Annotated in this window: 15 protein-coding genes; 5 read left to right on the top strand and 10 right to left on the bottom strand. The window is 64.1% G+C overall.

Annotated features, from left to right (window positions below; all coding sequences use genetic code 11):
* Together AB0J29_RS36000 and AB0J29_RS35995 are read left to right on the top strand one after the other, a co-directional pair.
* On the top strand, window positions 1–183 hold a 183-nt coding region (locus AB0J29_RS36000), incomplete at its 5' end, for a hypothetical protein (RefSeq protein ID WP_364795534.1).
* Window positions 184–504: 321 nt separating this feature from the next.
* The gene (locus tag AB0J29_RS35995) at window positions 505–1,035 is read left to right on the top strand and encodes a hypothetical protein (RefSeq protein WP_364795531.1); all 531 of its coding nucleotides are present in this window, start codon (window positions 505–507) and stop codon (window positions 1,033–1,035) included.
* A gap of 73 nt (window positions 1,036–1,108) precedes the next feature.
* Here the strand turns inward: AB0J29_RS35995 and AB0J29_RS35990 are convergent, their stop codons facing one another.
* The 9 genes from AB0J29_RS35990 to clpB form a co-directional block, all read right to left on the bottom strand.
* Window positions 1,109–1,501: a DNA-binding protein gene (locus AB0J29_RS35990; RefSeq protein ID WP_364795529.1), complete on the bottom strand. Its 393-nt coding sequence runs from the start codon at window positions 1,499–1,501 to the stop codon at window positions 1,109–1,111.
* A complete protein-coding gene (locus tag AB0J29_RS35985) occupies window positions 1,501–1,749 on the bottom strand; it encodes a hypothetical protein (RefSeq protein WP_364795528.1) in 249 nt (82 codons plus the stop codon). Before AB0J29_RS35985 ends, AB0J29_RS35990 begins: the two co-directional genes overlap by 1 nt.
* A gap of 567 nt (window positions 1,750–2,316) precedes the next feature.
* Window positions 2,317–2,754, bottom strand: coding sequence for a DUF488 domain-containing protein (locus AB0J29_RS35980; protein WP_364795526.1), 438 nt, complete (start codon window positions 2,752–2,754; stop codon window positions 2,317–2,319).
* Window positions 2,751–3,368 carry a DUF488 domain-containing protein gene (locus tag AB0J29_RS35975; protein ID WP_364795523.1) on the bottom strand — a complete coding sequence of 206 codons (618 nt, stop codon included), beginning with the start codon at window positions 3,366–3,368 and terminating at the stop codon, window positions 2,751–2,753. Before AB0J29_RS35975 ends, AB0J29_RS35980 begins: the two co-directional genes overlap by 4 nt.
* The gene (locus AB0J29_RS35970) at window positions 3,365–4,066 is read right to left on the bottom strand and encodes a hypothetical protein (RefSeq protein ID WP_364795521.1); all 702 of its coding nucleotides are present in this window, start codon (window positions 4,064–4,066) and stop codon (window positions 3,365–3,367) included. The genes AB0J29_RS35975 and AB0J29_RS35970 overlap by 4 nt, the downstream gene beginning before the upstream one ends.
* A gap of 251 nt (window positions 4,067–4,317) precedes the next feature.
* Complete coding sequence (locus AB0J29_RS35965; protein ID WP_364795518.1) at window positions 4,318–4,836, bottom strand: type II toxin-antitoxin system RelE/ParE family toxin; 519 nt, start codon at window positions 4,834–4,836, stop codon at window positions 4,318–4,320.
* Between the two features lie 4 nt (window positions 4,837–4,840).
* A complete protein-coding gene (locus AB0J29_RS35960; protein WP_364795516.1) occupies window positions 4,841–5,149 on the bottom strand; it encodes a type II toxin-antitoxin system prevent-host-death family antitoxin in 309 nt (102 codons plus the stop codon).
* A 434-nt stretch (window positions 5,150–5,583) separates the two neighbouring features.
* On the bottom strand, window positions 5,584–6,480 hold the full coding sequence (locus AB0J29_RS35955) for a DUF5995 family protein (protein ID WP_364795513.1): 897 nt from the start codon (window positions 6,478–6,480) through the stop codon (window positions 5,584–5,586).
* A gap of 343 nt (window positions 6,481–6,823) precedes the next feature.
* Window positions 6,824–9,382, bottom strand: a complete 2,559-nt coding sequence (clpB, locus tag AB0J29_RS35950) for an ATP-dependent chaperone ClpB (protein WP_364795511.1) — start codon at window positions 9,380–9,382, stop codon at window positions 6,824–6,826.
* A 224-nt stretch (window positions 9,383–9,606) separates the two neighbouring features.
* On the opposite strand from clpB, the gene AB0J29_RS35945 reads away from it, so the two are divergent.
* Together AB0J29_RS35945 and AB0J29_RS35940 are read left to right on the top strand one after the other, a co-directional pair.
* Complete coding sequence (locus AB0J29_RS35945) at window positions 9,607–10,542, top strand: NADP-dependent oxidoreductase (protein WP_364795508.1); 936 nt, start codon at window positions 9,607–9,609, stop codon at window positions 10,540–10,542.
* 391 nt (window positions 10,543–10,933) lie between these two features.
* Window positions 10,934–12,091, top strand: a complete 1,158-nt coding sequence (locus AB0J29_RS35940) for an FAD-binding oxidoreductase (protein ID WP_364795505.1) — start codon at window positions 10,934–10,936, stop codon at window positions 12,089–12,091.
* Between the two features lie 34 nt (window positions 12,092–12,125).
* Here AB0J29_RS35940 and AB0J29_RS35935 read toward each other — a convergent pair whose 3' ends face one another.
* Window positions 12,126–13,277: a transposase gene (locus tag AB0J29_RS35935; protein WP_364795502.1), complete on the bottom strand. Its 1,152-nt coding sequence runs from the start codon at window positions 13,275–13,277 to the stop codon at window positions 12,126–12,128.
* A gap of 110 nt (window positions 13,278–13,387) precedes the next feature.
* On the opposite strand from AB0J29_RS35935, the gene AB0J29_RS35930 reads away from it, so the two are divergent.
* The gene (locus AB0J29_RS35930; protein WP_364795500.1) at window positions 13,388–14,164 is read left to right on the top strand and encodes an FAD-binding oxidoreductase; all 777 of its coding nucleotides are present in this window, start codon (window positions 13,388–13,390) and stop codon (window positions 14,162–14,164) included.
* Window positions 14,165–14,512: the final 348 nt, after the last annotated feature.

Here is a 14,512-nt window from a genome sequence, read left to right as displayed (position 1 = left end):
ACCGGCGTCAGCGCCGAGAGCGGGTCCTGGAACACCATGCTGATGGAACGCCCACGCAGCTTGGACATCTGGCGATCGCTGCGGCGCATGCGCTTCGACGACTCGGACGCGAGACGGGCCGCGAACGTCGCTCGTAAGACTCGCTCCGTGGTGGTCGGTGATGGAGGGGCGTTCGGCGCTTGATGTATGCGCGCCTGGACGGTCGAGTTCTGTGACTGCGGCATATGCGCTTCGACAACTCAGGTGTGGGACGGTCGCGAACTCCTCGGTTGTAAGACTCCCTCCGTTTCCGATTCCAGACCTGATACAGATTGTTCTTCAGATCCTTCTCGAATCCGTCGTCCGCGACCAGGCGAAACCGTGGTCGGCCCCAGCGACTGGCCGGACGACTTCGAGGAGTACCCCGATGAGCGGCCCTGGCGCTGAGTCGCATTGTGTCGTGACTTCGCGTTCCGAGGTGCCGTTACAGTCGGTGGATCAGTGCCCGTTGCTCGAGGAGTTGATATGGGGCGGTCTGGGAAATTGATCGGACCGATGTCGCTGGTTTGGACGCTGGGTGTCGCAGTGGGGGCGGTGGTCTTCATGGCGGGCGCGCTGAACCTGGGGACTGCGGTAGCCCGGTGGACCGGTTCGCAAGTCGCCATGGCGCTGTTTCTCCCGGTGAGCGTGTTGCTGGGCATCGCTGCGTGGATGCTCGTGCTAGCTGCCGCATGGCGGCTGCGCCGGAATTACCTGCGGCGGGCAGGGATCGCGATGTCTGCGGTGGTGGCCGAGTCGGATCTGCGGTACAAGTACCGTTCGGGTCCGCTCAACGTCAGTTTGTGGCAGGTGCGGGTCGAAGTCCACTTCCCGCACCCGGACTCGGGTGCGGATGCCCGCGTGCAGAAGCAGTACTTCTACCCTGAATTCCGCAAGGTCAAGGCGCGGGCACTGGCCGAGCGACTGTGCGTCGGCGCCTCGGTTCCCGTTGTGGTCCACAAGAATTCCGCATTGTTCGACATTCCCAAGCGGCCCGTCTGGACTGATATCTGGTAGCCATTACTTCGCGCGCGTCGGGCGCCCTGCGGTCAATGCGATGCTCTACCAACTGAGCTATGAGCCCTTGTGCTCACACTTTGATTATCCCGATCTCGGGACCGCACAGCAGGGTTAGATCTTCGGGGTCGGAGGTCAGGATGGTGACCGGAGCCGGGGCGCTTCGTGCCACGGCGGCGAGGACCGCGTCGATCGTGTACTTGTGGCCGTGGAGTCGATGGGCTCGCAGGAGTTCAGCCGCGGAATCACTGATGGTGCGGGTGATTTCATGAAGATCCAGGCGGGACAGAGCCCAGGTGATTCGGGCCTTGTTCAGGCGGAGGTCCTCCGCTTCCAGCCGTGTCATCGCTGTCGTTCCGACTCGGATGCCTTCGTGCCGAGCGGCTTCGATGTGGATGACGACGTTTCGATCGCGGCGGTAGAGCTTGGACAAGCCTTCGCTGTCGAGCAGGAGGGTACCCGGCATCAGGCCGCTGCCCCGGGCGCGTCTTTGTCGTGACGCAGCGCCGCGCGGGCGGCCTCGATCTCTTCTTGCGTGATCGGGTCATGGTCGTTGGTGTAGTCGGCGACGATTTCGCCGAGCTTGTCCATGGCGACGCGCTGTTCGAGCGCTTCGGTGATATATGCCGAGAAGCCGCCCGGCCCGACGTGTTCGCGCACAGCCTCGGCGAGGTCTTCGGGCAGGCTGACGGAGTACTTCTTACTACCGCTCATGATGCTTATCCTACCGTCGGTAGCAACTAGGTCGAAACGACACGGTCGGCATCCGGTCCTGAAATCCAGATCACACCTGCGGGTACCCGCGGACACAGCTTTGTATACCTTCGGCGGTGATAGCAAATGGACTGTGCTATGCCTCGTCGAACTGGACAGCCACGCTGCGGCTAGTCACCGCATCACACCCGATTGACAGCACTGCGGGAGTGGTCACCTCACCGACCCGTGAAGCGCCCCCCGAACCGCTGCGCCGTTGATCCCTTTGTTGCCCCGAACCATTCGCCGGACGCGGTTGCTCTGCGCGCCGTGCCCGGCAGATGGCGATCCACGGACGACTTGGGAGGGCCTAACGCTGGCCTAACGCTTCACAACCCGAACTCTCTGACGGTGGAAGGTCCGGAGATCGGGATCAAGCCTGTCGGCACCGGCCGGGCGGCACGGGCGGAGGGAAATGGAGTCGGTCTGCAGCGGCCAGTGGTATGAGCCGGGAGAGGCAGGCTGTATTCGCTACTGAAACGGTCGTGAGCCCCCCGGCGCTTGTTGGACGCGGCGTGCAGCGCGGTGTCAAGTCAGATGCTCAATCGTGGTGCCATCCCAGTACCGTGCGAGATACTCTGCAACCAACCGCCGGTGACAGTGGTGTGGCTTGTCCTCGCTGCAGAGCAGGACTGAATTGTCTAGCAACTCCTGCGGAACGGCCTCCTCAATGCCTCGCTGCTCCATCAGTTGCAGGAACCGATTCTCATACGTTGCCCAGCTGCTGCCATGCTTCCTATAGTCATCGAGCATCGGTTGCGTAGGCCCGAGATCGGGCCGATGGGTATATGTCATACCGCAGAGTTCATGGAGGAAGTACCTCAAGTCGTCCCGTTTCGCGAAACCCGCCAGTTGCGAAGCATTATTTAGCCTGACATCGACCAGTGTCGCTGCTCCCGACTCGCGCAAAAGACCGAAGAATCGCTCTGCAGATTTCTTCGTGAACCCGATGGTGTGAATCTTCATGTCCCTCCCGCCCCGTTGGCGCGAAAATCTCTATTGACATATGCGATTCGATGTTCTTGTCGGCTCAGAGCCTCGTCGAGGCGCTCGGACGGCGTGCGGAAGAGGTCTGGCTCCGCCAGCCGGAATCGGGTCATGAGGCGCTCCATCGCGTCGGCGTGACTCTCGAGCCGGCCGTCGGGATGGATGTGGCCGATCGCGGCGCCATACTCGGTGAGTACTCGCGAAACCAGCACAGTCCGATGGCAGTCCAGCGGTTCGCCCTCGGCACACAACAACGTGATCCGCTCGGTTCGCGCACCTTTCATCAAACGGTCTACGCCGCTACGAAATCCAGAGGTCTGGGCAAGCCGCCGATACTGCAGTTGCCCATCGACATAGCAAGAGGAGTCGTCCGTGCGCGCTCCGAGTTCCTTTCCCAAGAAGACATACCTGATACCGGCCTCGCGCAGGCCCTTCTGCAGCGGGCCTCGATTAAACTGTGGGGCGAACCGGCTGGCCGGGACCGAGCGGACGTCGGCCACCGCTGTCACGTCTCGCTGACGAAGCAACTCGACCAGGCCCGGGAGATCGTGTGTGGAGTGACCGATCGTGAGTACCGTTTCGGATGTCATCATGTGGCGCCGGTTTCCTGCCGACTGCGCTCCACGATGCCCGCCACCAGCTTATGGAGATTGTTGTCCTTGTACTTCCCGGTAAGACTTACGGTCAGCAACGATTCGCCCAATCCGTACTCTCCCGTCCCGCTGGTCTGCGCCCTCTCCACGAATTCCGAATCAGTCACCGGCAGGGTGTACTCGATCCCGCCGTACTGGAACGTCGCTCGCACGCGATGCCAACCATCCAAACGCGGGCTCACTTTGATGCCGACCTCGTCGAGATGAATGAGCTTCAACGAGTCTCGTACTTCATCCTTCTGCGCGAACGGCACGCAGTTGTTGACACCGCGATCCGAATCGCAGCCATTGAGCCACAAGGTTTCCGGGCACTGCGCAAGCGAACACGCTTCATCCCATCCCGCCCGTCCCATATTCATCCACAAGCGGTGGTCCTCGAACAGCCAGTTCTCCCGCTGGAACTCGTACGGGCAATGCTCGCTCAGCATCACGGAGAGGCGATCGAGCAACCGCGGCTCGCCTCCAACGGGGCATTGCCGGTCGCGCTCGTAAACCTCACCACCCAGACGGCTGCTCACAGGACGAAACCATGTGCGCGTCTCGGGATCGATGCCAGCGACACACCGGCCACCGTGTTTGTAAGAATTCGCCAGACACACAAGCAATTTGGTCACCATCGCATCCTCCACACCTGCCACAGCTACGAGGCTGCGATCGTAGCCCGAAGCTGCGACAACAACGGCTGCATGGTGCCGTGTGCGACCGAACGACGAAAGGCCCGGACCGGGCCCTCTCAGTGGGCCTAATGCTTCACAGCCTGAACACGTTGACGGTGGTAGGCCGGAACTGCGGATCGAACCAGTCGACAGGCGAACCACCCCTGGGGCGCGGTGACGGATATGCCCCGAACGACGGCTAAGCCGGTAGGGCAGGATCGTGTTCGGCCGGGTCACGTTGGCCGCGAGGTGTATTCGGCCCAGCGGTCGACAGCCTGTTCGAGACTGAGCGCCGCGACCTCCGCAGGAGCCATGCCGACCGTGTGGATCAATCGCTGTGCGAGCCAATCGGGGACAAGTTCGCGAAACGGTGTCGGTGGAATGCCGAGCGTTTCGGCGCTGCGGCCGAGTCGCTCGACCACTTCGCCGAGCTTGCTGAATTCCGGTAGTCGACTGGCGGCCGCGATGATGCGGGCGGTTGCTTCCGCGTAGACCTCGGAGTCGGCGCGTGCTCCGATTGTCCAGATCTCGCAGATCTCGATGGTCTGCTGATCGACGGCCCGGTACACGATCCGCCAGGTGTTGCGGCCGACGACAAGCTTGCGGAACCCGGTCAGTTCGCCGCCGAGTGGATAGCCAGCTCGAGGTGAGTCCAGCAGCAGGAGCACCTTTTTGAGTACTTTGGGCACGGCGTCGGGACCGAGTTTTCGAAGGTCGTCGATTGCCGCATCGGTGAAGAGGACTTCGACCATCGGTTCACTCGTGGTCGTCGAGTTCGGCGAGAGATTCCCTCGTGTGACCGAAGGCGCCGAGCACATCGTCCAGTGACGTTCGGTTCCCGCTGTCGGTCGCGGCTCGAGCCAGCACCAGTGCGAGGTCGCGCAGGTCGGACTCCGCGCGATCGAGCTCGGCGAGCCGATCCATGCTGACCACGGCCGCAACCGGTCGGTGATGGCGGGTAACCACCAGGTCGGTGCCTCGTTCCGCATCCGCTATCAACCCAGCGACGCCTCGCTGCGAAGCGTCGGAAACGCTGAGCTCATGAGTGTTGCGCAGGATGGACATGCCGCAACTGTACAGAATTCTAGCTAGATTCTCCATGGCGTATCGCCTGTCGGAAACCAGCTCCGCGGTCCTTGCGCAACCGGGCTCGAGACACAGCGTGTGCCACGTCGGTACCGCAATCGACCGTCTACCGCCTGGGGGTCGGCGACATTGTGGTCCGAACCCTCGCCGATCCGCAACCCCATAACGATCGTCCAAGCCGACCGCTGGTGATCTCCAGGGGTTGCCACGCCTGATGGAGTGTTCGAGTACTGATCGAATACAACGAAGCCGCAGGTACTCCACCTGCGGCTTTGTGACTCTGTGGACCCAGCGGGACTCGAACCCGCGACCTTCGCAGTGCCCACCACTGTACTGTCGGGCACCGACAGCATTGGCGGCCCGAGGCACTCGAGGTCTGCGGCAGCGTCCCGACGAAGAGTGGCTGACGAAACTCACAGCGCACGAAGCCGAGTCAGCATGTCGAAGGCCGATTCGGTTGTGCCGTACAGCAGCCGGATCTCCGACTCTGTCGCGGTATGCAGGCCGGGATCCTGTAGGGCAAGGCCATTGTCGAAAACGATGACGCTGTAGCCGAGGTCGACGGCGCGTCGCATCGGCTTGGTCGCAACGCCCTTGCCCACCAACAGGTCCAGTCCCTCGCCGATGAAATAGAACCGCCACAGCGGGCCGAGATCGGCGTTGTAGACCTCGTTGGTCCGGTCGATGATGACGTCTCCGGTGGCGGAGATCGCGTCGACGATCTTGAAGTAGTCGGGTGCGTTCTCCCGCTTGGTGGCAACAGCGGCAACGGAATACGCCAAATCGACGGTGAACTGGGCGTTGTATCCGGCCATTGCCACGCGAGCGCCGGAGATTTCGCACTGCCGCGCCATCTCGAAATAGTGCGCCCACTGCGGTTCGACACTGCCGCCGGTGAATTCGGCATGCAGGTTGACCAGGAAACGGCGCAGCAATTCGTAACTGATGGCGTGCGCATAGTCGCGGTCGGCGAATGCGGCGGGGTCACGCTGTACTGGCATCACGGCCACCTGCTCGACGGCATCCCAGCCCAGCGGGAACAGACCACGTCGATCGCGGTGCGACACCAAAATTTCGGTGATCCGGTGCTGCCGATCGACAGCGGTTTCCGACCGCTGCATGGAATCCCCGGCGAGGGTGGTCGTGTCCGAGAGGTCGGCGATCGTCTGGAGCTCGTCCGGGGACAGCGCCGTTCCGCATACTGCGGCATCGACGGCCGCCGAGGTCAATGCCGGAGCCGAGGCCGCCGGAGTGGCGAGCGCCACCAGGATGGCGCAGGTCGCACGGATCGTGGTTCCAGTACGCAGCATGGAGCGGAATGTATCGCGTGGATGCGGCCTTCGCCGGGCACGACACCGACCATTTGTATGGCGGCGGGTTTCTTCCACGCCTGCACCGCATCGAACTTATCCCCCTTCGACCCACCCGCACCGTCGATGACGTCGGCAACCGGCGTGCACAGTCGGCCCCATGTGGCACCCGTCCGAGACTCGCGCCTGCGGCGTATGCGCTCCGACGATTCGGCTGTGTTCGATGGCCACGCCTTCGGCGCGGACGCGAGACGGGCCGCGAACTCCTCGCTCCCAAGACTCGCTCCGTTGTGGTCGCTAATGGCGGCCCGGCTGCGGGTTGATCGCGGCCGGGCCGCCTATGTCAGCCGCGGCCGACGATCAGGCCCTCACCGTTCGGGGTCACATTGACCGCGACGGTGTCGCCGTCGGTGACCTCGCCCGCGAGCAGTTCCTTGGCGAGGGTGTCGCCGATGGACTGCTGGATCAGCCTGCGCAGCGGGCGGGCGCCGTAGACCGGGTCGTAACCGCGCACGGCGAGCCAGAACCGGGCCGAATCGCTGACGTCCAGCTTCAGCCTGCGCTGCGACAGCCGCTTCTGTAGCTGGTCGAGTTGGATATCGACGATGGATTCCAGCTGCTCCTCATCGAGGGCGTGGAACATGACCACATCGTCGAGGCGGTTCAGGAACTCCGGTTTGAAGGCCGAGCGGACCGCGTTCATGACGAACTCCCGGTCGCCACCCGCACCCAGATTCGAGGTCAGGATGAGGATGGTGTTGCGGAAATCGACGGTACGGCCCTGGCCGTCGGTCAGGCGACCCTCGTCGAGTACGGCCAGCAGGATGTCGAAGACATCCGGATGCGCCTTCTCGATCTCGTCGAAGAGCACAACGGTGTACGGCCGACGCCGCACCGCCTCGGTCAGCTGGCCGCCCTGGTCGTAGCCGATGTAGCCGGGCGGAGCGCCGACGAGCCGAGCGACGGCGTGCTTCTCGCTGTACTCGCTCATATCGATGCGAACCATGGCGCGTTCGTCGTCGAACAGGAAGTCCGCCAACGCCTTTGCCAGCTCCGTCTTACCGACACCGGTCGGGCCGACGAACATGAACGAACCCGTCGGCCGGTTCGGATCGGCGACACCGGCGCGCGCCCGGCGCACCGCATCGGAAACCGCCTGCACCGCCTCGGGCTGACCGACCACGCGCTTGCCCAGCTCCTGCTCCATCCGCAGCAGCTTCTGGGTTTCGCCCTCCATCATCCGGCCGACCGGAATACCGGTCCAGGACGAGACCACCTCGGCGATATCGTCGGGGCCGACCTCCTCCTTGAGCATGACTTCGCCATCACCGGCTGTCGCGGAAGCCTTCTCGGCCTCGGCGAGCTGCTTCTCCAGCGCCGGGATACGCCCGTAGCGCAGTTCGGCGGCCTTGCCCAGATCGCCGTCGCGCTCGGCACGTTCGGATGCACCGCGCAGCGATTCCAACTCCTCCTTGAGGACTCGGACCTGATCGATGGCGCTCTTCTCGTTCTGCCAGCGGGTCATCAGCTGGTTGAGCTTCTCGCGGTCGTCAGCGAGTTCCTGGCGCAATTTGTCCAGGCGCTGCTTGGACGCCACGTCGGTCTCCTTCTCCAGCGCGACCTCTTCGATCTCGAGCCTGCGCACCGCGCGCTCGACCTCGTCGATTTCCACTGGGCGCGAATCGATTTCCATGCGCAGCCGCGACGCCGACTCGTCGACCAGGTCGATCGCCTTATCCGGTAGGAACCGGGAGGTGATGTAGCGGTCGCTGAGGGTGGCGGCGGCGACCAGTGCGGAGTCGGTGATGCGCACACCGTGGTGCACCTCGTAGCGCTCCTTGATGCCGCGCAGAATGCCGATGGTGTCCTCCACCGACGGCTCGCCGACCAGTACCTGCTGGAAGCGGCGCTCCAGGGCGGCATCCTTCTCGATGAATTTGCGGTATTCCTCCAGCGTGGTTGCGCCGACCAGGCGCAGCTCACCGCGGGCGAGCATCGGCTTGATCATATTGCCCGCATCCATCGCCGATTCACCGGTCGCACCGGCGCCGACAATGGTGTGCAGCTCATCGATGAATGTGATGATCTGTCCCGCACTGCTTTTGATCTCTTCGAGTACGGCCTTGAGCCGCTCCTCGAATTCACCGCGGTACTTCGCACCGGCCACCATCGCGCCCAGGTCGAGCGAGACAACGGACTTGCCGCGCAACGACTCCGGCACGTCACCGGCCACGATGCGCTGGGCCAAGCCCTCGACGATCGCGGTCTTGCCGACACCGGGTTCACCGATGAGCACCGGATTGTTCTTGGTGCGCCGACTCAAAACCTGTACGACACGGCGGATTTCGGTATCGCGCCCGATGACCGGGTCGAGTTTGCCGGAGCGCGCCGCCGCGGTGAGATCGGTCGAATACTTCTCCAGTGCCTGGTAGCTGCCCTCCGGATCCGGGCTGGTGACGCGCGCGCTGCCGCGCACGGCAGTGAATGCCTCGCGCAGCGCCTCGGGGGTCGCGCCGTACTTCTGCAGCAGCATGGTCACATCCGAATCGCCCTCGGCCAGGCCGACCATGACATGTTCGGTCGAGACGTATTCGTCGCCGAGTTCGGTGGCCAGGCGCTGGGCAGCGGTGATCGCGGCCAGGGCCTCGCGGCCGAGTTGGGGTGTGGTGGTCGCGCCGGTCGCTCGTGGCAGCTTGTCCACGATGTCCTGTGCCTCGCCGCGAATCGCCGCCGGATCTACCGCAACGGCCTTGAGCAAGGGGGCGGCGATGCCATCGGTTTGATCAAGCAACGCCACCAGCAAGTGCGCCGGACGAATCTCCGGATTGCCCGCGGCCGAGGCGGCCTGCAGGGCTGCGGTCAGGGCCGCCTGGGTCTTGGTGGTGGGATTGAACGAGTCCACAACTCACCTTCCTACTAGTCGATTCGCACTATCCAACGTCCGAAAGGTTGAGTCTGTTCCACTCAACTTTTATTTCTCGGGCACCTGATCAGACTCGACTCGAACGCTACGCCGCGACACTGCCGAATGGCATCAAACACCGGGTCTATGGCACCGCCGTGCCTACGATGGCGTTTGGCCTTTGGTTGATGCAGCACAATCCAGCCCGACTAGAGGAGCGATGGATGCGCGCGATCGTGATACGAAGCTTCGGAGCAGCACCCGAACTGGCCGAGATGCCGACGCCCGAGCCCGGCGCTGGGGCGGTCAGGATCCAGATCGAGGCGGCCGGTGTCAACCCCTTCGACCGGAAGATGGCCGACGGCATTCTCGATGGCAAGCTGCCACACGATTTCCCGATGATCCTCGGCGTCGACGGCGCGGGAACGGTGGTATCGGTCGGCCCCGGCGTCACCAAATTCGGTGTCGGCGACCGTGTTGTCGGCAAGTTCCTGTTCCCGCCGGTCGGCCACGGCAGCTTCGCGGAGTACTCGGTACTGCCCGAGGACGCCACCCTGGTCCCGATCCCGGACCGAATGCCCACCGTCACGGCGGCGGCCCTACCGACCGCGGGTGTCACCGCACAGGACATCGTGGACGCCACCCAGATCGAGCCGAACCAGAAGGTATTGATCGTCGGCGCCACCGGCGGCGTCGGCTCCTTCCTGGTGCAATTGGCGAATATCGCCGGGGCGCACGTCATCGCGACGGCGCGCGGCGAGGCCGCCGATCAGATGACCAGGCTCGGCGCGGCCGAGACCATCGATTACACCCGCGGACCGGTCGCCGAACAGGTCGCCGCCGCACATCCCGACGGCGTCGACGCGCTGTTCGATCTGGTGAGTCCACCCGAAGCGCTGGCCGAACTCACCGCGGTGGTCCGCGACGGCGGCACGGTCTACTCCACCATCTGGTCCGCCGATCCGGACGCACTTCGCGATCGCGGCATCCGCGGCGGCAATATCGAATCCTTCGGGCGTGCACCGGAATTGGCCCGCCTGCTCGATCGGGTCGCCGCCGGTGATGTGGTCGTGCCGATCGACGCGACCGTCCCGCTGGACCACGGCCCTTCGGTCATCGGCGCGACGGGTGCGCGCGGCAAGACCGTGCTCGCCATCTGAGCCGGCACGGATTCGGCTTCCTCGAGGGGCCGCCCGCGCGCTGGGTGGACGACTTGTCCGTGCTGCATCGCGACCAGCGCATCGACGGCATACCTCCTGGCCGACCGAGGGCGACCGAGGGCGACCAGGTCCATCGCCACGCCGAATCGGTCGCGCCCGCGGTGCGCTCGAATGTGGCGAGTTGACCCGGCGGTAACCCGGAGCGACCGAGGTCGCGATACCCTGCATGTCAGGCCCACAGCAGCCCCGATTTGCCCACGGATTACCGTTGGCGCGGGCGTGATCGGCCACACCCACACGACCACGTGATTTCAGGGATACTTGTCGGCGGAGGGCCGCCGGTTACGGAGATGTCCCTGGGCAGATTTTGAGGGAAAGGAAGCTCCACGTCGTGGATGCGCGTTCGGCAGCGCTGGTCCGCGCCAACTTCCGATCGGTGATCGAGTCACCGAACGGAGCCGAGCGGTTGATTAGTGCGTTTTATAGTTTCCTGTTTACGGAGAAGCCAGAGCTGCGGGAATTGTTTCCGCCCGCGATGGAGATGCAGGCGAAGCGGTTGGTGACCGCCATCCATTACGTGCTCGACAATCTGGAGGACTGGAGCCGGGCTCAGAACTTCCTGGAACAGCTCGCGCGCGATCACCGGAAATACGGGGTGATCGCCGCGCACTACGATGTCGCGGGCCCTGCCCTGCTCGCCGCCTTCCGGGCGGTCAACGGTCCGATGTGGAATCGCGCGCTGGAGGAGGGCTGGCGCGATATCACCATCCTCATCTCGGCCTCCATGGCCATCGGCGCCAATTCCGATAAATCGCAGCCCTACTGGGATGCGACCGTCGTCGGCCATCGCCGGGTGCTCGAGGATCTGGCCATTGTGCGGTTGCAGTCCGACAGCCCGATTCCGTATCAGGCCGGACAGTACGTCCCCGTCTCGCTGCCGCAGCGCCCCAAGTTGTGGCGCTATCTCTCGCCCGCGATTCCCGCGAATCCCTACGGCGAGATCGAATTCCACGTCCGCAAGATCCGCAACGGTTGGGTGAGCCCGGCCGTTGTCAACGAGACCAAGGTCGGCGATCGGTGGATGATCGCGGGCCCGCTCGGTGGTCTGCACATCGATCGCGACAGCGGCCGTGACGTGCTGCTGATCGGCGCCGGAACCGGCATCGCCCCGCTGCGCGCCCAGCTGATCCAGATGGGGCAGCGCGGCGTCAATCCGCGGGTGCACTTCTTCATCGGCGGCCGCTACCCCTGCGATCTGTACGACGTGGAGAATATGTGGCAGCTCTCGCAGAGCAATCCGTGGCTTACCGTGATCCCGGTCTGCGAACAGAAGACCAACCCGTGGTGGTACCCACATCCACCGCAGGACGAGCCGTACGGCATGCACCGCCGCCTGATCGGAAATCTGGGCGCGGTCGTCGCCAGCTTCGGCTCATGGGCCGACCGGCAGATCCAGATCGCCGGTTCGGCCAGCATGATCGCCGACACCCGACGCGCCCTCATGGCGGTGGGTACCCCCGAGTCGGCAATCACCTCAGATCCCGTTTAACGCTTCCCCTGCCGGGAGGCAGGAGATTCACAGCTCAGACCGCAACCGAACCACCAACCCGAGGAAGGTGACCCGCTTGTCTCACGTCCTCGACACTGCTGTGGCCACGTTCTGCCACAACCAGAATCACTCTGGCAGCGTTGCGATCCCGACCCGTAGTAAAGCCGCAGTCGGGGCATCGGAAAGTTCTCTCGCACAGTTCCAGTCGCTTGGCTCTCGCGAAACAGTGACTGCACGTCATCGACGTATAGGCGGGCTGAACCAACACCACCTTCCGGCCAGCCCGCACGCCACGCTCGATCAACTCTCGCAACGCCGCACCGATCGCCGCATCCGCTGCCTTTCGGGCCATCGTCGACTTTGCCAAAAACCTCGGCCTGAAATCCTCCACCGCGATCAACCCATGCTCGGCGACAACATGTTTCGCCCACACCCGCGAATCATGCCGAGTCTGCCGCGCTGCTTTCTTATGCAACTTCGCCACCTGCCGCGCAGCGCGCTGGTACCCGCGAGACTGCGGGCCACGCTTACCACTGTGCCGGCGGGCCATGCGGCGTTGCACTTTCGCCAGTTCCGCGGCGCACCGCTTGCGGTGCCCAAGAAAGGGCAAATCGAACCGGGTGTCGGTAGCCGTAGCCGTGACGCTCACCCCCCAGTCGATTCCGACACCCCCCTGGGTTACCGGCGCACTTTCCACCTCACGCCGCACGACGAACGACGCATACCAATGCCCCAAACTGTCCCGGGTGATACGCACAGAACTCGGGTCCGATGGCAATTCGCGCGACCACACCACCGGGATATTTACTCCCTTCGGCAGGAGCAGCCTGCCGTCGCGGATGCTGAACCCACGCACGGTGTATTGCAGCGACAGCAACGTCTTCTTCCGCGATTTGAACCTCGGCCGACCACGCCCCCTCACCTTGAACGAATCATCGAGGGCTTGCGCATAAGTGCGCAGCATCTGTTGCTGAGCGACCTGCGACCCATCGCGCAACCACCCCGTCCGCCCGCGCGCTTCGGTCAGCAACTTTCCGAGCTTGCCAAAGCTCAGACTTGCGCCCGACTTCTGTTGATGCACAGCCTCATTCCACAAAAAGCGGCACCGATCCCACTCCGCGACAAGCGCCCGCTCCGCCTGTGCGCCAGGACGCAGACGATAGCTATACCGCACCACCTCCTCCACACCCCACACCCAACCGGCACCACCGACATTTCCCTGCACCCCCAACCTTTGAAAGGAGGCTGGCGCTTCTATTCCCCCAGGCACGAGGGAGTATTCGCGCCACACCCCCGATGACAATAGATCCGAGCCTGCTCGGCAATGGTGCGCCACCAGTGTGGAAGGCGACGGTGGTGGGTCACCACCGGCTGCGCCACGACATCGCGGTGATCCGCCTGATCGGCGAGTACGTTCCGTTTCTCGCGGGTCAATCGGTCGAGGTCCGGGTGCCGCAGCATCCCGGTATGCGCCGACGGCTCTCCCCCGCGTTGCCGCCGTCGCTGGACGGCAAGCTGGAATTCCATGTGCGCACCGTGCCGGGCGGCTGGTGCAGCGGCAGTATCGTGGCCGACACCCGGCCCGGCGACGAATGGCAGATCGGCACTCCCCTGGGCACTTTCGCCGTCGACCCGTACGGCGACGAGGTGGTGATGATCGCGGGCGGCACCGGGCTGGCCCCGATCCGCTCCCAGATTCTCGACCTCGCCCGGTACGAGGATCCGCCGCCCACCTACCTGTTCGTCGGCGGCCGCTCCCCGCGCGATCTGTACGCCGATGACATGCTGTTCCTCTTGGCGAACGAATTGCCTTGGCTCACGGTGATTCCCGTGGTCGAGAGCCCAGAGGATCCCGGGTGGGTCGACGAATGGTACGAGCAATCGCGCGTGGATATCGGATTCCCGCTCGACGATATGCTCTTCGGCACGCTCGCCGAAGTCGTCGGTTCACACGGCGCGTTCGACCACCAACAGGTGCTGGTCTGCGGTTCACCCAATATGGTCCGCGTGACAGTGGACCGGCTCGTCAAAACCGGAACCCCCCCTGCGCGAATCCAATTCGAAGGAATGTAGCCAACCTACGGGACACCAGGGAGCAAGTCTTACGAGCGACCCGTTCGCGTCCGGGCCGTCGAAGCACATGCGCCGCAAGCACAGAACTCGACCGCCCAGCGCGCACACATCAAGCGCCGAACGCCCCGCCCGCACCGACCACCACGGAGCGAGTCTTACGAGCGACCCGTTCGCGGCCCGTCTCGCATCCGGGCCGTCGAAGCGCATGCGCCGCAGGCACAGAACTCGACCGCCCACCGCGTACACATCAAGCGCCGAACGCCCCGCCCTAAACGACCACAACGGAGCGAGTCTTACGAGCGACCCGTTCGCGGCCCGTCTCGCGTCCGAGTCGTCGAAGCGCATGCG

The sequence above is a fragment of the Nocardia sp. NPDC049707 genome (assembly GCF_040674855.1).
In the GTDB taxonomy this organism is placed as follows: Bacteria; Actinomycetota; Actinomycetes; order Mycobacteriales; family Mycobacteriaceae; genus Nocardia.
This window is presented reverse-complemented; position numbering and strand designations above follow the sequence as displayed.

Coding starts and splice junctions, on each gene's coding strand:
- AB0J29_RS35990 (WP_364795529.1), bottom strand. CDS start 1,501: ATGCCGGGTACCCTCCTGCTCGACAGCGAAGGCTTGTCCAAGCTCTAC.
- AB0J29_RS35965 (WP_364795518.1), bottom strand. CDS start 4,836: ATGGTCGAAGTCCTCTTCACCGATGCGGCAATCGACGACCTTCGAAAA.
- AB0J29_RS35975 (WP_364795523.1), bottom strand. CDS start 3,368: ATGATGACATCCGAAACGGTACTCACGATCGGTCACTCCACACACGAT.
- AB0J29_RS35985 (WP_364795528.1), bottom strand. CDS start 1,749: ATGAGCGGTAGTAAGAAGTACTCCGTCAGCCTGCCCGAAGACCTCGCC.
- AB0J29_RS35945 (WP_364795508.1), top strand. CDS start 9,607: ATGCGCGCGATCGTGATACGAAGCTTCGGAGCAGCACCCGAACTGGCC.
- AB0J29_RS35995 (WP_364795531.1), top strand. CDS start 505: ATGGGGCGGTCTGGGAAATTGATCGGACCGATGTCGCTGGTTTGGACG.
- AB0J29_RS35930 (WP_364795500.1), top strand. CDS start 13,388: ATGACAATAGATCCGAGCCTGCTCGGCAATGGTGCGCCACCAGTGTGG.
- AB0J29_RS35960 (WP_364795516.1), bottom strand. CDS start 5,149: ATGTCCATCCTGCGCAACACTCATGAGCTCAGCGTTTCCGACGCTTCG.
- AB0J29_RS35955 (WP_364795513.1), bottom strand. CDS start 6,480: ATGCTGCGTACTGGAACCACGATCCGTGCGACCTGCGCCATCCTGGTG.
- AB0J29_RS35980 (WP_364795526.1), bottom strand. CDS start 2,754: ATGAAGATTCACACCATCGGGTTCACGAAGAAATCTGCAGAGCGATTC.